13 protein-coding genes are annotated in these 18,379 nt (G+C 70.4%); 6 read left to right on the top strand and 7 right to left on the bottom strand.

The features are described from left to right. The first annotated feature begins 367 nt into the window (after positions 1 to 367). Together NS3_RS21790 and acpS are read left to right on the top strand one after the other, a co-directional pair. Entirely contained in the window at positions 368 to 9,712 is a 9,345-nt protein-coding gene (locus tag NS3_RS21790; RefSeq protein WP_067862714.1) for a type I polyketide synthase, read from the top strand. Between the two features lie 234 nt (positions 9,713 to 9,946). Then, positions 9,947 to 10,384, top strand: coding sequence for a holo-ACP synthase AcpS (gene acpS, locus NS3_RS21785; RefSeq protein WP_067862712.1), 438 nt, complete (start codon positions 9,947 to 9,949; stop codon positions 10,382 to 10,384). 75 nt (positions 10,385 to 10,459) lie between these two features. Here the strand turns inward: acpS and NS3_RS21780 are convergent, their stop codons facing one another. After that, positions 10,460 to 11,092, bottom strand: coding sequence for a TetR/AcrR family transcriptional regulator (locus NS3_RS21780; protein ID WP_067862859.1), 633 nt, complete (start codon positions 11,090 to 11,092; stop codon positions 10,460 to 10,462). A gap of 367 nt (positions 11,093 to 11,459) precedes the next feature. On the opposite strand from NS3_RS21780, the gene NS3_RS21775 reads away from it, so the two are divergent. Next, on the top strand, positions 11,460 to 12,797 hold the full coding sequence (locus NS3_RS21775; protein ID WP_067862710.1) for a hypothetical protein: 1,338 nt from the start codon (positions 11,460 to 11,462) through the stop codon (positions 12,795 to 12,797). 27 nt (positions 12,798 to 12,824) lie between these two features. Here the strand turns inward: NS3_RS21775 and NS3_RS21770 are convergent, their stop codons facing one another. Both NS3_RS21770 and NS3_RS21765 read right to left on the bottom strand, forming a co-directional pair. Further along, positions 12,825 to 13,634, bottom strand: a complete 810-nt coding sequence (locus tag NS3_RS21770) for an ABC transporter permease (RefSeq protein WP_067862708.1) — start codon at positions 13,632 to 13,634, stop codon at positions 12,825 to 12,827. Positions 13,635 to 13,666: 32 nt separating this feature from the next. Then, positions 13,667 to 14,626: an ABC transporter ATP-binding protein gene (locus NS3_RS21765; protein WP_067862706.1), complete on the bottom strand. Its 960-nt coding sequence runs from the start codon at positions 14,624 to 14,626 to the stop codon at positions 13,667 to 13,669. A gap of 107 nt (positions 14,627 to 14,733) precedes the next feature. Here NS3_RS21765 and NS3_RS21760 point away from each other — a divergent pair, with 107 nt between their 5' ends. Beyond that, positions 14,734 to 15,522, top strand: coding sequence for a TetR/AcrR family transcriptional regulator (locus tag NS3_RS21760; RefSeq protein WP_067862704.1), 789 nt, complete (start codon positions 14,734 to 14,736; stop codon positions 15,520 to 15,522). A 35-nt stretch (positions 15,523 to 15,557) separates the two neighbouring features. On the opposite strand, the gene bcp is transcribed toward NS3_RS21760, so the two are convergent. After that, the gene (bcp, locus tag NS3_RS21755) at positions 15,558 to 16,028 is read right to left on the bottom strand and encodes a thioredoxin-dependent thiol peroxidase (RefSeq protein ID WP_067862858.1); all 471 of its coding nucleotides are present in this window, start codon (positions 16,026 to 16,028) and stop codon (positions 15,558 to 15,560) included. A gap of 157 nt (positions 16,029 to 16,185) precedes the next feature. Between bcp and NS3_RS21750 the strand changes: the two genes are divergently transcribed. Further along, on the top strand, positions 16,186 to 16,407 hold the full coding sequence (locus tag NS3_RS21750; protein ID WP_067862702.1) for a DUF3618 domain-containing protein: 222 nt from the start codon (positions 16,186 to 16,188) through the stop codon (positions 16,405 to 16,407). 75 nt (positions 16,408 to 16,482) lie between these two features. Here the strand turns inward: NS3_RS21750 and NS3_RS21745 are convergent, their stop codons facing one another. Beyond that, entirely contained in the window at positions 16,483 to 16,776 is a 294-nt protein-coding gene (locus tag NS3_RS21745; RefSeq protein WP_067862700.1) for an excalibur calcium-binding domain-containing protein, read from the bottom strand. Between the two features lie 189 nt (positions 16,777 to 16,965). Between NS3_RS21745 and NS3_RS21740 the strand changes: the two genes are divergently transcribed. Next, complete coding sequence (locus tag NS3_RS21740; RefSeq protein ID WP_067862698.1) at positions 16,966 to 17,481, top strand: MarR family winged helix-turn-helix transcriptional regulator; 516 nt, start codon at positions 16,966 to 16,968, stop codon at positions 17,479 to 17,481. 55 nt (positions 17,482 to 17,536) lie between these two features. On the opposite strand, the gene NS3_RS21735 is transcribed toward NS3_RS21740, so the two are convergent. Both NS3_RS21735 and NS3_RS21730 read right to left on the bottom strand, forming a co-directional pair. Then, complete coding sequence (locus NS3_RS21735) at positions 17,537 to 17,887, bottom strand: hypothetical protein (protein ID WP_067862696.1); 351 nt, start codon at positions 17,885 to 17,887, stop codon at positions 17,537 to 17,539. A gap of 104 nt (positions 17,888 to 17,991) precedes the next feature. Next, the coding region (locus NS3_RS21730) for a transglycosylase SLT domain-containing protein (RefSeq protein WP_157101464.1) at positions 17,992 to 18,379 on the bottom strand (388 nt) is incomplete at its 5' end.

Here is an 18,379-nt window from a genome sequence, read left to right as displayed (position 1 = left end):
ACTTTACCGGCCGAGGCGCGGTTCCAGAAGTGACTGTGGCGAGTGTCGTACTGGCCGGTAACCCGACCTGGGATTATAACGATTCGGTCACGGGCAAGATGAGGGGCGCTCATGTTTCTGTGTGGGGCGGTAACGGGTCGGAACAGGGCGTTTGAAACATGAGGGACAGTCATGTTTCGGGGCATTCTGGTACGGGTGTACGGAAATACTCAGAGGTAGGGGCGTTGGCGGTAACGAAACGTGAGGATTTCCTCATGATTTTGTGGAATCCTCGCCGTAATCAGGCCCTGCGGTCGAGGAATGCCCGCGTACCCGAGTTGAGCGACGAGCCACGGCACGTCGCCGAAGAGAAGGAAGACGAAGCGTCTTGACGATCAACGAGAGCACCGAGACCGGAGCCGGAGCGAGCGCGAAGGCGGGTAAGGCCGGACAGAGTGCGGCGGGGACGCGGTCGCCGTTGCTGGATCGTTTGCTGAACGGAACTCCTTACGCGCTGGCCTTCGGTGGGCAGGGCGCGCGGTGGCTCAGCGAACTCGAGGAGATCGCGCGGGACAGCGCGCTGGAGCCGGAGCTGACCGCACTGGTCAACGAGGCGGCCGCGCTGCTGGAACCCGTTGCGCGCCAATTGCTTGTCGTACGTCCCGGCGGGTTCGACCCGGTGGCGTGGATGCTCGAGGACGAGCTGGCCGATCCGGATTCCGAGGAGCCTTCGGCCGCGCCGTCCGAGGACGTGCTGCGCTCGGCGGTGGTGTCGATGCCGGGTGTGTTGCTGACTCAGCTGGCGGCGTTGCGGGCGCTGCGGTTGCAGGGGCTGGACCCGGCCGAGCACGCGCCGGTGGCCGTGGTCGGACATTCGCAGGGTCTGCTGGCAGCTTCGGCGCTCCAAGGTGCGGGCGCGCGGGATGCGGAGCTGCTGGCGATCGGGCAGTTGATCGGCGCGGCCGCCGGGCTAGTGGCGCGGCGGCGCGGGCTGATGCCGGTGGGGGCGAACTCGCCGATGGTGGCGGTCTCCAATGTCGATCCCGAGCAGCTGCGCGCGGTGGTGGCCGAGGTCGCCGAGGGCGTGGATCCGGCTGTGGCGGCGGTGGTTTCGATTCGCAACGGTCGCCGGCGGGCGGTGCTGTCGGGCACCCCGGCGCAGATCGAGCGGGTGCGACAGCGCTGTGCGCAGATCTCCGAGCAACAGACCAAGGAGCGGGAGCAGAAGGCGCGCGGCGGCGCGGTGTTCTCGCCGGTCTTCGAGGACCTGCTGGTCGACGTGGCGTTCCATCATCCGGCGCTGAGCGACACGGTGGATCTGGTGAGCGGCTGGGCCACGCAGTGCGGGGTGGATGCGGAGCTGGCGGGCCGGTTGGCGCAGGAGATTCTGGTCGATCCGATCGACTGGGTCGCCGAGGTGGACAGCGCGGTGGCGGCCGGTGCGCAGTGGATTCTGGATCTCGGTCCCGGTGACCTGCTGACCCGGCTGACCGCGGGCTCGCTCAAGGGCAGCGGCGTGGGGATCGTCGCGGCGGCGACCCGGGCGGGGCAGCGCAGCCTGCTGACCCCCGGAGCGGCGCCGGAGCTGGCCCAGCCGTGGAGCGCCTACGCGCCGAAGCCGGTGCGGTTGCCCAACGGTCGCATCGTGGTGGAGACCGCGTTCACCAAGTTGACCGGTCGTTCGCCGATCCTGCTGGCGGGCATGACCCCGACCACCGTGGACGCCAAGATCGTGGCCGCGGCCGCGAACGCGGGTCACTGGGCGGAGCTGGCCGGTGGCGGTCAGGTGACCGAGCAGATCTTCGCCGACCGGGTGGCCGAGCTGAAGACGCTGCTGCATCCGGGCCGTTCGGTGCAGTTCAACTCGCTGTTCCTGGATCCCTACCTGTGGAAGCTGCAGCTGGGCGGTAAGCGGCTGGTGCAGAAGGCCCGTGCGGCGGGCGCGCCGTTCGACGGTGTCATCGTGACCGCCGGTATCCCGGAGCTGGAAGAGGCCGTCGCGCTCATCCACGAGCTGACCGAGGCCGGTATCCACCACGTGGCGTTCAAGCCGGGCACGGTCGCCCAGATCCGCGCGGTGCTGCGCATCGCCGACGAGGTGCCGGACTACCCGGTCATCATGCACATCGAAGGCGGCAAGGCCGGCGGTCACCACTCCTGGGAAGACCTCGACGACCTGCTGCTCGAGACCTACGCCGAACTGCGCGGCCGCGACAATGTGGTGATCTGCGTCGGCGGCGGCATCGGCACCCCGGAGCGGGCGCGTGAGTACCTGACCGGCCAGTGGTCGGCGCAGCACGGCTACCCGGTGATGCCGCTGGACGGCGTGCTGGTCGGCACCGCCGCCATGGCGACGCTGGAGGCCACCACCGCGCCCGAGGTCAAGCAGCTGCTGGTCGACACCCCCGGCACGCCGGACTGGGTCGGTGCGGGCACCGCGTCCGGCGGTATGGCCTCGGGTCGCAGCCAGCTGGGCGCCGACATCCACGAGATCGACAACGCCGCCTCGCGCACGGGCCGCCTGCTCGACGAGGTCGCCGGTGACGCCGACGCGGTCGCCGAGCGTCGCGCGGAGATCATCGAGGCGCTGAACGCCACGGCCAAGCCGTATTTCGGCGATGTGGCGACCATGACCTACCAGGAGTGGCTGCAGCGCTACGTGGAGCTGGCCGTCGGCCTGGACCGGCGCAAGGACTTCGACTGCGGCAGCGACATCGGCGACGCCATCGCCGAGGCCACCGCCTCGGTGTGGCTGGACATCACCTGGCGCGACCGGTTCGCGGAGATGGTGCGGCGCACCGAATCCCGTCTGCACCCGGCCGACCGGGGCGAGATCCCGACCCTGTTCGCCGACGACGAGGCGTTCGAGAACCCGGTGCAGGCGCTGTGCACGTTGCAGGAGCGCTACCCGGCCGCCGAGCAGACGCTGCTGCATCCGGCCGACGTGCCGTTCTTCATCTCGCTGTGCAAGACGCCGGGCAAGCCGGTCAACTTCGTGCCGGTCGTGGACGGCGACGTGCGCCGCTGGTGGCGTTCGGATTCGCTGTGGCAGGCGCATGATGCGCGCTACTCGGCCGATCAGGTGTGCGTGATCCCGGGCACCGTCGCGGTCGCGGGCATCACCCGTGTCGACGAGCCGGTCGGCGAACTGCTCGACCGCTTCGAGCAGGACACCGCCTACAGCCTGGTGCGTGACGGCGTGGTGCCCGCCCCGGTCGACGCCCGCCGGGTCGCCGGGGTGACCGGCGGCGTGATCGACGCCGTGATCGCCGCGCCCGACGTGCAGTGGGCCGGACGGACCACCGTGAACCCGGTGCACCGCCTCGGCGATCTCGCCGACTGGACCGTGGACGGCAAGGGCGCGGTGCACCCGCGCACCGGCGCCACTCTGGTCGAGACCACGGGCCCGGACACCGAGAACTCCTACGTCGAGCTGACCGTGCCGCTGCTGGGCCGCGACGCGGTGCGCATCCGCATCACCGCGCCGGTCTCGATCTACAACGGCGGCGCGCCGGTCATCACCGAGGACGACGCCGACGCCGCGATGGCCGCGCTGCTGGCCGTGGCCGCCGGGCAGTCGCTGCCCGAGGTCAAGGGCGGCATCGCGCACGTCAATCTGGCCTGGACCCCGGATCTGATCGCCGATCACGCCGGCGTCACCGGCTCGGGTCTGCCCGCCGAGCTCAGCACCCTCGGCCGCACCGTGCCCGATGTGCTGGTCGGCGCCTGCTGGCCCGCCGTGTTCGCGGTGCTCGGCGCGACCCGGACCGGCGATGCACGCTCGGTCATCGAGGGCATGCTCGACCTCGTGCACCTCGATCACCAGATCGAGCTGCTGCGCGAATTGCCCGACCAGACCAGCATTCTCGTGGTCCGCGCCGAGTCGTCCTCGGTGGTCGACACCGACATGGGCCGGGTCGTCGAGGTCCGTGTGGCCGTCGGCGAGATGCGTGATCAGGGCCTGGACGTGGTGCCGCTGGCCGAACTGACCGAGCGCTTCGCCATCCGCGGCCGCAACGGCGCCGGCGAGCTGTCCGATCCGCCGCGCGCCGCCGGTACTGCCGCCGACGCCGCCGACACCCCGCGTCGCCGCCGTCGTGACGTCACCATCGTCGCGCCGCGCGCCATGCACGCCTTCGCCGCGGTGTCCGGTGACCACAACCCCATCCACACCAGCGACAACGCCGCCAAACTGGCGGGGCTGGGCAGCCCGATCGTGCACGGCATGTGGCTGTCGGCCGCCGCGCAGCACGCGGTGTCGGCTGTCGACCCGACCGCGTCGGTGCCCGCCCGCACGGTGTCCGCGTGGACCACCCGGTTCCTCGGCATGGTCCGCCCGGGCGCGGAGATCGACGTGCGCGTCGAGCGCGTCGCGGTGGACAACGGCAGCGAGATCGTCGAGGTGTCCTGCCGCACCGGCGGTGACCTGGTCATGACGGCCACCGGCCGCATCCGGGCGCCCAAGACCGTCTACGCCTTCCCCGGCCAGGGCATCCAGCGCAAGGGCATGGGCCTGGACGCGCGGACCCGCTCGAAGGCCGCCAAGGCGATCTGGGACCGCGCCGACAAGCACACCCGCTCGGCGCTCGGCTTCTCGATCCTGGCCGTGGTGCGCGACAACCCGACCTACCTGCGGGCGCGCGGCGTCGAGCACCGGCACCCGGACGGCGTGCTGCATTTGACCCAGTTCACCCAGGTCGCGATGGCGACCCTCGGTGTCGCGCAGGTCGCGGAACTGCGGGAAGCCGGCGCGTACGTCGAGGGCGCGATGCTGGCCGGTCACTCGGTCGGTGAGTACAACGCGCTGGCCGCCGTCGCGGGCGTGCTGCCGCTGGAGGCCCTGCTCGAGGTGGTGTTCCAGCGCGGCTCGGCGATGCACGCGCTGGTGCCGCGCGATGCCCAGGGCCGCAGCGACTACCGCATGGCCGCCATCCGGCCCTCGCAGATCGGGCTGCCCGACGACGAGGTCGTCGGCTTCGTCTCCGGCATCTCCGAGCAGACCGGTGAGTTCCTCGAGGTCGTGAACCTGAACCTGCGCGGCTCGCAGTACGCGATCGCGGGCACGGTCATGGGCCTGGAGGCGCTGGAGACCGAGATCGACCGTCGCCGTGCGGAATTCGGCGGCAAGCGGGCCTTCGTGCTGATCCCCGGCATCGACGTGCCGTTCCACTCGACGGTGCTGCGCAAGGGCGTGCCGGAATTCCGCAGCAAGCTCGAGCAGTTGCTGCCGGCGGATCTGCATCCCGAGGTGCTGCTCGGGCGCTACATCCCGAACCTGGTGCCCAAGCCGTTCTCGTTGGAGCGCGAATTCGTCGCCGAGATCGCCGATCTGGTGCCCTCGGAGCCGCTGGCCGCGGTGCTGGCCGACTTCGACTCGTGGGCCGCGCGTCCGGTGGAGCTGTGCCGGGTGGTGCTGATCGAGCTGCTGGCCTGGCAGTTCGCCAGCCCGGTGCGCTGGATCGAGACCCAGGATCTGCTGTTCACCGATGCCGCGCACGGCGGTCTCGGCGTGGAGCGCTTCGTGGAGATCGGCCTGGGCGCGACCCCGACCGTGGCGAACCTGGCGAGCCAGACGCTGAAGCTGCCGAGCTTCGCCTCGGCCACCGTCGAGGTGCTCAACATCGAGCGCGAAGCGGGCATCGTCTACTCGACCGACACCGATCCGGCGCCGATCGACGAGCCGGAGGAGACCACGGCCGAAACCGCCGCGCCCACGGCCGCTCCGGTCGCTGCCGCCGCGCCTGCCCCCGTGGCGAGCTCGGGCGGTCCGCGCCCGGATGACATCGCGTTCAGCGCCGCCGACGCCACCCGCGTGCTCATCGCGCTGTGGACCAAGCTGCGCCTGGACCAGATCGGCCCGGTGGACACCATCGAGGGCCTGTGCGACGGCGTCTCCTCGCGCCGCAACCAGCTGCTCGTCGACCTCGGCGCGGAACTCTCGCTCGGGGCCATCGACGGCGCGGCCGACGCCGACATGGGCGCGCTCGCCGCGACCGTGGACCGGCTGGCCCGCACCTACAAGCCGTTCGGCTCGGTGCTCTCGGATTCCATCAACGACCACCTGCGCAAGGTCTTCGGCCCGTCCGGCAAGCGGCCGGCGGCCGTCGCCGAGCGCGTCAAGAAGGTCTGGGAGCTCGGTGACGGCTGGGCCAGCCACGTCACCGCCGAGGTCTCGCTCGGCACCCGCGAAGGTGTCAGCGTGCGCGGCGGCGACCTGGGCGGCCTGGTCTCCGGCGGACTCACCGACGGCGCGTCGGTCGACGCCGCCGTCGACGCCGCGGTGCAGGCTGTCGCGGCCCGTCGCGGGATCAGCGTCTCGCTGCCGTCCAGCGGCGGTGGCGGCGGCGCGACCGTGGACGCGGCCGCGCTCGGCGAGTTCACCGAGCAGATCACCGGTCCCGACGGCGTGCTCGCCTCGGCGGCCCGGGTGATCCTGGAACACCTCGGCCTGGGGGACCGGGTCTCGGCTCCGGAAGCGTCCGACGAGTCGCTGGTCGACCTGGTCTCGGCCGAACTGGGTTCGGACTGGCCGCGTCTGGTCGCGCCGGCCTTCGACGCCCGCAAGGCCGTGCTGATCGACGATCGCTGGGCCAGCGCCCGCGAGGATCTGGCCCGGCTGTGGCTGATCGACGACTCCCAGGCCGCCGACCGGCCGGTGGACGGATTCACCGGCGCGGGCGAAGCGGTTGCGGCGCAGGCGAACTGGTGGCGTGAGCGGGCCAAGGGCGAAGCGCGTTCGGTGCTGGCCGGGCTCTACGAGCGCATCGCCGAGGTCGCGCTGCTGACCGACGAGGCGCCGGGACAGTGGTCCGGCGACATCGCGGTGATCACCGGCGCCAGCAAGGGTTCCATCGCCGCGGCGGTGACCGGACGGCTGCTCGCCGGCGGCGCGACCGTCGTCGCGACGACCTCCGGCCTGAACGACGAGCGGATCGGCTTCTACAAGAAGCTCTACCGCGAGAACGCCAGGGCCGGGGCCGCGCTGTGGGTGGTCCCCGCGAACATGGCCTCTTACCAAGATGTCGACGCACTCGTCGAGTGGGTCGGCAGCGAGCAGGTCGACACCGCGGGCGGCGCCAAGATCAAGATCAAGGACGCCATGACCCCGACCATGCTGCTGCCGTTCGCGGCGCCGCGGGTCGCCGGTGATCTCGCCGACGCGGGTGCGCGCGCCGAGATGGAGATGCGCGTGCTGCTGTGGTCGGTCGAGCGTCTGATCGGCGGGCTCTCGGTGATCGGCGCCGATCACGACGTCGACGCGAAACTGCATGTGGTACTTCCGGGTTCGCCCAACCGCGGCCTGTTCGGCGGCGACGGCGCCTACGGCGAGTCCAAGGCGGCGCTGGACGCGGTGGTCGCCAAGTGGCGGGCCGAGAAGTCCTGGTCGCAGCGGGTCACCCTGGTGCACGCGCTGATCGGCTGGGTGCGCGGCACCGGGCTGATGGGCCAGAACGACCCGATGGTCGCGGCGGTCGAGAAGGCGGGCGTGCAGACCTGGTCGACCACCGAGATGGCCGACGAACTGCTCAAGTGGTGCACCTCGCGGGCACGTCAGGTCACCGCGTCGGGCCCGCAGCAGATCGACCTCACCGGCGGACTGGCCAGGGCCAAGCTGGACCTGCCCGCGCTGGCCAAGCAGGCGCAGGAAGACGCGGAGGCCGCGGCGGCCGACGAGGCGAGCGCCGAAGCGACCATCCCGGCGCTGCCCGCGCCGCCGACGGTCACCTCCGCGCTGCCGGTGCCGGAGTGGGGTGAGGTGACCGCCGACCTCGACGACATGGTCGTCATCGTCGGCGCCGCCGAACTCGGCCCGTACGGCTCCTCGCGCACCCGCTTCGAGATCGAGGTCTCCGACGAGCTGTCCGCCGCGGGCGTGCTGGAGCTGGCCTGGACCACCGGCCTGGTGGCCTGGGAGAACGATCCCAAGCCGGGCTGGTACGACACCGAATCGGGCGAGTACGTGCCCGAGCACGAGATCGCCGAGCGCTACCACGACACCGTCGTCGCCCGCTGTGGCGTGCGACGCTACGAGGACGACGCGGCCATGGTGGACAACACCGCGCCGCTGATGACCTCGGTGTTCCTCGACCGCGACCTCACCTTCACGGTGGGCGGCGAGGCCGAGGCCCGCGCGTTCGCCGACGCCGATCCCGAGCACACCGTCATCTCGCCGGTCGAGGGCTCCGGCGACTGGCAGGTGACTCGCCAGGCGGGCACCGAGATCCGGGTGCCGCGCAAGGCGAAGCTGTCCCGCACGGTCGGCGGCCAGATCCCGACCGGCTGGGATCCGACCGTGTGGGGCATCTCGGCGGACATGGCGAGCTCGGTGGATCGGGTGGCGCTGTGGAACATCGCCTGCACCGTGGACGCGTTCGTCGGCTCCGGCTTCGACCCGTCGGAACTGATGCGCTGGGTGCACCCGAGCCTGGTGGCCAACACCCAGGGCACCGGTATGGGCGGTATGTCCTCGATGCGCTCGCTCTACGTCGACAATCTGCTCGGCGAGTCGCGCCCGAACGACATCCTGCAGGAGGCGCTGCCGAACGTGGCGCTGGCGCACGTCGTGCAGTCCTACGTGGGCAGCTACGGCGCGATGGTGCACCCGGTCGCGGCGTGTGCGACGGCGGCGGTCTCGGTCGAGGAGGGCGTGGACAAGATCCGCCTCGGCAAGGCCGACGTGGTGGTCGCCGGCGGTTACGACGATCTCGGCATCGAGGGCATCGTCGGCTTCGGTGACATGTCGGCCACCGCGGACTCGGCGGCCATGAGCGCCAAGGGCATCAGCGACCGGTACTTCTCCCGTGCCAACGACCGCCGTCGCGGCGGGTTCGTCGAATCGCAGGGCGGCGGCACGATTCTGCTGGCCCGCGGCTCGGTGGCGCTGGAGATGGGCCTGCCGGTCCTCGGCGTGGTCGCCTTCGCGCAGTCCTTCGCCGACGGCGTGCACACCTCCATCCCGGCTCCCGGCCTCGGCGCCCTGGGCGCCGGTCGCGGTGGTCGCGAGTCCCGCTTCGCGGCGGAACTGCGCAAGCTGGGTGTCTCGCCGGACGAGATCGCGGTCGTCTCCAAGCACGACACCTCGACCGCGGCCAACGACCCGAACGAGTCGGAACTGCACGAGCGTCTCGCCGACGCGGTCGGCCGCTCCGAGGGCGCCCCGCTGTTCGTCGTCTCGCAGAAGGCGCTGACCGGTCACGCCAAGGGCGGCGCGGCCGCCTTCCAGCTGATCGGCTTGTGCCAGGTGCTGGAATCCGGTGTGGTGCCGCCGAACCGGAGCCTGGACTGCGTCGACGAGAAGATGCGGGCCTACCCGCACCTGGTGTGGGTGCGTGAGGCGCTGCGCTTCGGCGAGCGGTTCCCGCTCAAGGCCGGTCTGGTCACCTCGCTCGGCTTCGGCCACGTCTCCGGGCTGCTGGCCGTGGTGCATCCGCAGGCGTTCATCCAGGCGGTGGAGGCCGGACGGCGCGAGGAGTACCAGCGCAGGGCGCAGGAGCGGCAGCTGGCCGGACGTCAGCGCATCGCCGAGGCCATGTGCGGCGGCGCGGCGCTCTACGAGCGGCCCGCCGACCGGCGGCTCGGGGCCGACGGCACGCCGGCGAGCCGGGTGCGTCAGCTCGAGGCCGAGATGCTGCTCTCGCCGCAGGCGCGCCTGGGCTCCGACGGCGCCTACCGGGTCGACGGCCGGGGCTGCGGCACCGGCGCGGAGGTTCTGCGACAGCCGGCCGCCGAGTAACGACGAGGGTGGCCGGATCGTGTCTGCTTCGCGGACACGATCCGGCCGCGCGTTTGCTTCACTCGGTCCGGTAGTGCGCCGAAACCAGTACGCTGCACTGCGAGTCGTTCGTCGATCTCCGGATCGGTCGCGAACGACGCGAACCGTGAACAACTGAGCGTTTGCCGAACGGGAGTGCGGCCGCCGGACCGGCGGCCGCACTCCCGAATGCATATGAGGGAGCTGCGACGACGCATGACCATTCTCGGAATCGGCCTGGATCTGGTGACCATCTCGGAGTTCTCCGAGCAGCTCGAGCGCGTGGGCAGCACCATGCTGCGGGAGAGCTTCACCGCGGGGGAGCGCCGCTACTGCCAGAGCAAGGGCACCGACCCGGCTCGCAGTTTCGCCGCGCGCTGGGCCGCCAAGGAGGCGGTGCTCAAGGCGTGGGCGTCCTCGCGCTTCGCGCGCAGCCCGCAGATCGGCGACAATCCGTATCCGCTGATCGAGGTGGTCAACGACGCCTGGGGGCGGCCCAGCATCAAACTGCACGGCCTGGCGGCGGAATTCCTGCCGCGGGTGCGGGTGCATCTGTCGCTCACCCACGACGGCGACACCGCCGCCGCGATGGTGGTGCTCGAGGATCCGGGCGAGCTGGCCGATCTCATCGAAGGCCGGGAGTCACCGGCATGAACACACAGCCCTGATCATCGGCTCCTGATCATCGGCTCCTGATCATCGGCTCCTGATCATCGCGGTCCTGGAATCTCAGGACCGCGATTCCTTTTCCGCGACAAGAAGATAGGCGACCATCAGCCGTTTGAGTTCGGCGACGGCGTCGGCGTGCGACTGCTCGTCCTGGACGGAGAAATTCAGCATCGAATAGACGACGTGCACGAGCACCTCGGCCATCATGGTGCGCCTGGCCCGCGGCGTGCGCGGGGTGAGCGGGCGCAGCATCTGCGAGACGACCTCGGCGAATTCCTTTTCGTGGATCGCGCCGGTGGTCCGCGTGGACGGGGTGGACTGCATGGCCAGCCACACCTCCCGCCGGGACGGGTCGGTCACCCACAGACTGGCCAGATGGTCGACGAATTGGTTCATGTGCCGCAACCAGTCCAGCGAGGGGATCTCGCCGTGGAAATCGGCGAGTTCCCGGGAGACCGCCACCAGATCCTGACGGTTGAGTTCGCAGACGATCACGTATTTGTTGGCGAAGAATTGATACAGGGTGCCGATCGGCACCTCGGCGCGAGCCGCGACCTCTTCACAGGTGAACGACTCGAACCCGACCTCGACGAGCAATTCGCGCGACGCCTGCAACAGCGCGTCGAATTTGCGTTTGCTCCGCTCCTGAGTGGGGCGCTTGCGCGGCATCAATTCCCGCGGGTCGTCCTGCATCTCCAAAGCGGGGTCAAGGTGTCGCTTCCTGGGCTTCGCCTCGGCCTTCGCTTGCACTTCCACGCGTCCAGGCTAGCGGTACCGATAGAAGGCCGATATGCCCGCATCATCGGCGGGTCGGTTTTCGGTCACTTCTCCCACCCATCCACACCGGTTGTGGTGTCGAACCCCAACTGAGCACGCGTGAATCGGTAGGCGCATCGTCGCGCCCTCGGGGGCCGATCCAGGGTACCGATCCGGCCGTGCTGATTCGACCAGGCGGGTTCGGCTCGTGTTCTTTCGAGCGGATGTTTCGAGCGGGCAGGTTCGAAGGCGAGCGAGGCCCGCGCAGACGGTGACGGGGAAGGCGGGTGTGGTGGCTCGACTCATGGTGACTCTGGGAGCTTCGATCGAACGCGGCGCGGTCCGCGCGGTGGCGTTGTCCGAGGTCGGGGGCAGGTGGGCCGAACGGGTGCTCGTGCGCCGGGTGGTCAGGACCGGAACCGATCCGGCGGACATCGCCGTGGCGGTGGAGGTCGCCCTCGACGCGGTGGCCGCCGAACTGCGGCGCATGGACGCGAGGGAATCGGCCGCGGGTCCGGAGGCCGGCGAGGACGGCGACGAGCCGATCGGCGATCTCGACTCGGCGATCGCGGGGGCGGCGGTGGTCTATCGGGAGACCGCCCAGCGCAGGGCGGTGGTCACCCGGCTGGCCGAAGGTCGCTGGCACGGCGCGGCGCTGGTGCCGTCGACGTCGGCGCATCTGAGCGTCGCCGCCGATCTGCCCTCGCTGACGGAATTCGGCGACCTGCTGGTCTGCGACGTGGTGCCCGGATATCAGGCATGCACGGTGGTCGACGCCGCGCGCAGCCGGGTGCTGGCGGCGACCGGCCGGGCCGGAACCGTCGCGGCGCTCGGTGACGTGGTGCGTGCGGCGAGCGACCAGAGCGAGGCGGCCGGGGTGCGGTTGGACGCGGTGGTGTTGATCGGGTCGGCCGCCGATTCGTTCGAGGCGCGCGCGGCTGTCGAAGGACTGGGGGTGCCGGTGCTGTCGTGTCCGCTCGCGCCCGCGGCGGCGGCTGTCGGGGCGGCGAGGTGGGTGCTCGACGATCTGGCCGACGGAGGCGACGAGGTTGCCGCGCCCGCCCGCCACCGGCTCGCGCCCGCGTTGCCGACGGCCGTGGGCGCGCTCGCGTGCGGGCTGCTCACGGCGGGCCTCTACGCGGGCGGTGGACTGTACAACGAGCAGCGCGACGGTGGTCCCCTCGCCTCCGACGACGCGCGGGTGACAGCCAACACCGAGATTTTCGGTGACACCGTCTCCTTCGACCGGGCGGACGCCGGCTCTCGCTCTCCGGTGCGGCCGGAGGAAGCCGATCCCCAGTGCGTCGACCCGGAGTGCCTCCGTGCGGCGGAGGTGGCAGAGGTCCAGCATGCCTCGTATGCGCTGCGTTCGCCGCAGTCGCAGACCCGCTGGGAGGCACCCGGCATCCCGCTGAGCCTGGAGCCGGTCCAGACCGCGCAGGCCGATGTCGTCGAGGCTCCCGGCGAGCTGCCCGGCGCGGGTCTGCCCACCGAACCCACGCTGGGTGATCCGGACGCCTTGCTGCTGTTTCCCGGCGAGGCGCCGCCACCGCCCGCCTTCACCCCCGAGTCCTACCGGTGGTGGGACAACCATGTGCGGCTGATCGCGCAGTGGGCAGCACAGCGTTTCGCCGGAGCCTGACCTGCTCTGCTCCGGCGAAACGTCCGATCACGCGGCTGTGGTGCGGCGCTGGAACAGCAGTCGGGCCGCCAGATAGCCGGCCAGGGCGATGCCGCCGCACCAGGCGATCGCGAGCAGGGCGCTGTCGCCGATCTCGGTGCCCATGAGCAGGCCGCGCACCGTTTCGATCACCGGGGTCACCGGCTGGTTCTCGGCGAAGGAGTGCAGCGCGCTCGGCATCGTTTCGGTCGGGACGAACGCGCTGCTCACATAGGGCAGGAACATGAAGACGAAGCTGAAGCCGTTGGCCGCCTCCGGATTCCGGGCCAGCAGCCCGAGCGCCGCGGCGACCCAGGACAGTGCCAGCACGAACATCGCGATCACCGCGATGGCGCCGAGCCAGCGCAGCGGATCGGCGGTCGGGCGGAATCCGATCGCCACCGCGACCGCGATCACGATGCCGGTGGTGACCAGATTGCGCAGCACGCTCTCGGCGACATGACCGGTGAGCACTGCCGAGCGTGCGATGTCCATCGCGCGGAACCGGTCGACGATGCCTTCGGCGAGGTCGACGGCGATGGTGACGCCGGTGGTCGATGCGCCGAATCCCGCGCACAGCAGGATGATTCCCGGCACCACGTAGTCGATGTAGGCGCTCTCACCGGCATTCATCGCGCCGCCGAAGACGTAGACGAACATCAGCAGGATGACGATCGGCAGCGCCAGGGTCATGATCATCGTGTCCGGGCTGCGCCTGGTGTGCCGGAGATTGCGGTCGAGCATGGTCAGACTGTCCTGGGCGGTGCGCAGCGCCCGCTGGTGCAGAGGTGGACGCGCGGCCGGGGCCGTAACGGTCATGGTGGATCTCTTCTCGTTCGGGCGCGGACGGGTCAGGCCGCGGGGGCTGCGGTGGTGGGGTGCCCGGTGAGGGCGAAGAAGACGTCGTCGAGATCGGGGGTGTGCACGGCCAGGCGCTCGATGGAGACGTCGTGATCTGCCAGGCGGTCGAGCGTGCGCTTGATGTCGGCGGCGCTGCCGTCGGAGGGAATGCGCACGGACAGCTGTGCGGGGTCGGTGTGGTGGCCGGCGCCGCCGAGCGCGCGGGTGGCGGCCGTCAAGGTGGCCGCGTCGGCGAAGAACACCGCGATGTGGCCACCGGGCACGCGTTGTTTGAGTTCCGCGGCCGTGCCCTCGGCGACGATCCGGCCACCGTCGAGCACCGCGATGCGGTCGGCGAGCTGGTCGGCCTCCTCGAGGTACTGGGTGGTGAGCAGGATGGTCACGCCCTCGGCGGCCAGTTCCCGGATCACCGCCCACAGCTCGCGACGGCTGCGCGGGTCGAGGCCGGTGGTCGGCTCGTCCAGGAACACCAGGCGGGGACGGCCCATCAGGCTCATCGCCAGATCCAGGCGTCGGCGCATGCCGCCGGAGTAGGTCTCGGCGGATTTGCCCGCGGCGGCGACGAGATCGAAGCGCGCGAGCAGTTCGTCTCGGCGTGCGCGGATCTGTTCGCGGGGCAGGTGCAGAAGCCTGCCGGTCAGTTGCAGATTCTCCGCGCCGGTCAGGACTTTGTCGACGGCGGCGAACTGACCGGTGACACCGATCGAGCCGCGCACGGCGGCAGCCTCGCGCACCGGGTCGTGGCCGAAGATCCGGACCTCGCCGGCGTCGGGGGCGGTGAGCGTGGCCAGGATGCGGACCAGGGTGGTCTTGCCCGCGCCGTTCGGACCGAGCAACGAAAAAATTGTTCCCGTAGGGACTTCCAGGTCGATTCCGTCGAGCACGCGATGCTCGCCGTAGGACTTGCGCAACTGGCGCACGGTGAGTGCGGAGGTGGGCCGGGTGGTCATGTGAACCTCTCCCAAGAACTGTTTATGATGAATACAGTTTATAGGCTAAGCAGTTGAACGGCGCAACCCCGGAGCCCGGCTAGAGTCGACGCGGAAGGAGGACAGGGATGACCAGGTCGGAGGATGCCGCCGGAACCCCGCCGATCGAGCTGCCCAAGCCGATCGCGTTGCTGTGGGGCCTGGCGCAGGAGGGGGAACGCGGCCCCAAACGGGGGCTCACCCTGGACCAGATCCTCGACACGGCCATCGCGTTGGCCGACGCGGAGGGGGTCCCGGCGCTGTCGATGAGCCGGATCGCCAAGGAACTCGGTTTCACCGCTATGTCGCTGTACCGCTATGTCGACAGCAAGCAGACGCTGGTGACGTTGGTCCTGGACCGCGTCATCGGCCGGCCGCCGGAGATCGCGGCCGCCGGGGGCTGGCGGGCCGGGCTGCGAGCCTGGGCGCTCGCGGAATTCGACATCCTCGCCCGGCATTCGTGGTATCTGGACATCCCGATGGCCGGTCCGCCCATGGGTCCCAACAACATGGCGTGGCTGGAAGCGGGGCTGGCGGCGCTGGGGCGGACGAACCTGCCGGAATCCGTCCGGCTACAGCTGGTGCTGAATCTCTCGCTCTACGTTCTCGGCCGGTCCTGGGCGGCCAAGGACATCGTCGCCGACCAGGGCGAGGACTACGACCTCGAGGGCACGTTGCTCTCGGTGCTCGACCCCGCGCGGTTCCCCGCGTTGGTCTCGGCGCTCACCCACCGCGCCTTCGACGGTGACATCGACTGGACGCGAGCCGATTTCGAATTCGGCCTGGACCGGATGCTCGACGGCTACGAACGCTACCTCGCGGCACACGGATTCGGCGCGGGCGAAGACCCGGTGAACGGGAGCGCGGCGAAGGGCTGAGCGCGCCGCCGGTGACGGCGCGCTGTGGGGCGAACTCAGACCGCCAGGTCGCGACGCAGCTTGGCCACGTGACCGGTGGCGCGCACGTTGTACTGGGCCACCTCGATCCTGCCCTGTTCGTCGACGAGGAACGTGGAGCGGATGACGCCGGTGACGGTCTTGCCGTACATCTTCTTCTCGCCGAAGGCGCCCCACTCGGTCAGCACCGCGCGCTCGGGGTCCGACAGCAGCGGGAAGGTCAGCGCCTCGGCGTCGCGGAACTTGGCCAGTTTGGCGGGCTTGTCGGGGGAGATGCCGACCACGTCGATGCCCGCCTCGTTCAGTTCGGCGAGGCTGTCACGGAAGTCGCAGGCCTGCTTGGTGCAGCCGGGCGTGCTCGCGGCCGGGTAGAAGTAGACGACGACCTTGCGGCCGCGGTAATCGGCGAGCGAGACCTCGTTGCCGTCGGCGTCGGGCAGGGTGAAGGCGGGAGCGATGTCACCGGGGGCGAGTCGTTGGTTCGTCACGTCCTGCACGGTAACCGAACCGCCGCGCGACGGGCCGATACACTCGTGCGCGAGCCCTGGTGATTCGCGAACCGCCGGGTTTCCCGGCCGGGACATCTCGGTGGAGTCCGGGCCCGGTTCGCGCCCGGCGGCACGCCAATCGACGAGGAGGAATGACGTGGGTAGGGATACCGAGCGGATCGAGCGGGAGATCGAAGAGGCTCGCACGCGGCTGGCGAGCACGCTCGACGAGATCGCGGTGCGCGCCGATCCGCAGCGGATCGCCGACGACACCAAGGCGGTGGTCATGGCGAAGCTCAATCAGCCGAAGGTGAAGTACTCGCTGATCGGAGCGGGTGCGCTGGTGGTGGGCCTGGTGCTGGTCAAGCTCTTCCGCTGACCGTCGCGAACGAAGAACACCCGGTGTGGCCTCGCCACACCGGGTGTTCTTGTCTTCGGCCACGATCCGGTTGAATCAGACCGTCGGGCAGGCGAATCCGTCGCCGTCGGGGTCCAGGTGCGGGCCGTAGCCCGGTTCGCCGCGGAAAATCGGGGCACGGCCCGCGGCGCGGGCGTCGTCGCAGTTGGCGAAGGCTCCACCCGCGGAACCGGTCTGGGACAGACCAGCCGAACCGGTCATGATCAGACCGGTGTCGATGGCGGAGGAGCCGGTTCCCGCGGAACCGGTGTTGGCGGAGGCCATGGCGGGGGCCGCGACGAGCGTCAGGCCCGCGGCGGCGGTGCTGACAAGGAGCCGGCGAACGTTCATTTATTCCTCTGTGTCTGCTGCGGTGATGTGCTGCGGTGAGCGGCGTCGAGGGTCCCGACGCCGCACCCACTGTTGCGATGGGTCGCTGAGTTGTCAACCGCGCGAAGGCTGAACAGGCAACGATGCGAAGCGAGCGACCGCATCGTCTCGCGTGTGGTGTCCATGTCAACCAATCGGTAGACTGGGGCGGTGACGCGATGGCTGAGTGAGGAAGAGCAGCGGACCTGGCAAGCCTATATCCGCATCAGGCTCCGGATGGATGCCGCGATCGCCGCGGGTCTGGCACGCGATGGATTGTCCCTGGCCGACTACGACCTGCTGGTACCGCTCTCGGCCGCGCCGGCGGGCCGGATGCGCGCCAAAGATCTCGCGGCCGAGGTGCGCTGGGAGAAGAGCAGGCTCTCCAAGCATCTGGCCAGGATGGACGCGCGCGGTCTGGTCGAGCGCACGCCCTCGCCCGAGGACGCGCGCGGCGTCCTCGTCGAACTGACCGCCGCCGGACGGGCCGCACTCGAGCGGGCCGCGCCCCATCACGTCGAACTGGTCCGCACCTTGTTCATCGATCCGATGACCGAGGATCAGGCGCGCGCCTTGCGGGAACTCGCCGACCGAGTCGTGCCGTCGGCCGAGAACTCCGACGACGTGTGTGACGAGACCGACTCCTGTGACGCCGACCCCTGTGACGCCGACCCCTGTGACGCCTAGCCGATCGTGATGCCCGGCCCGGTGACTACGGCGAACGCGCGGTGGACGGCCGGAGTCACGACCAGGGGGTGATCGGGGGCTTCACCCACAGCAGTTTCTCGCCCGGATGAGCGCGGCGGGCGGCCGGGTGGCCGGGGTGACGGCCTGCCCACGCGGCCTTCTCGTCGAGCAGTGCGGCGACCGCCTGCCAGGTCTCGTCGGTGCTGGGGGGATTGGTCTGCGCGGCCCTGGCCAGTTTGCGCAGCGCCGCCGGAGGCATCGCGCGCAGTTCGGTCGCGCTGATGTCGCGGTCCCACAGGTAGACGGCCAAACGCCGGGCTTTTTCCGCGCGGCGGCCGGCCGAGACGGTGTTGTGGGCGAAATCGGCGGTATGCGCGTGATCGGGGGTATGCGCGTGATCGGCCACCCGGGCATTTTACGGCCGACGCCCCGCCGTCGGCCGGGCGAGCCTGGGGCGGGGCGTGCGTGCGCGGAGCGCGGATGATCCGGGCGGGATGATCAGCGCGGGGATCAGTAGGCGCTGTTGACGTTGTCCATGCTGCCGTAGCGGTGCGCGGCGTAGTTGCAGGCGGCGACGATATTGGAGACCGGGTTCCAGATGTCGAACGGCGTGCCCTCGACGTGGTACGCGGCGAAGGTGGGGTCGATCACCTGGAGCAGGCCCTTGGACGGGATGCCCGCGGCGGCGTTGGAGTCCCACAGGTTGATCGCCTGGGGGTTGCCGGTGGACTCGCGCATGATGTTGCGGTAGATGCCGTCGTAGCTGCCGGGGATGCCCTTGGCGGCCATGATGTCCAGCGCTTGACGGATCCAGCCGTCCAGGTTGTTCGCGTAGACCGGCGGAGCCTGAGCGGCGACGGCCTCGACCGGCGGCGCGGCCGCAGGGGCGGGGGCGGGG

The organism is Nocardia shimofusensis NBRC 100134, assembly GCF_001613125.1.
In the GTDB taxonomy this organism is placed as follows: Bacteria; Actinomycetota; Actinomycetes; order Mycobacteriales; family Mycobacteriaceae; genus Nocardia; species Nocardia shimofusensis.
The sequence above is the reverse complement of the archived record's forward strand: the minus strand, read 5'-3'. Positions and strand labels throughout refer to the sequence as shown.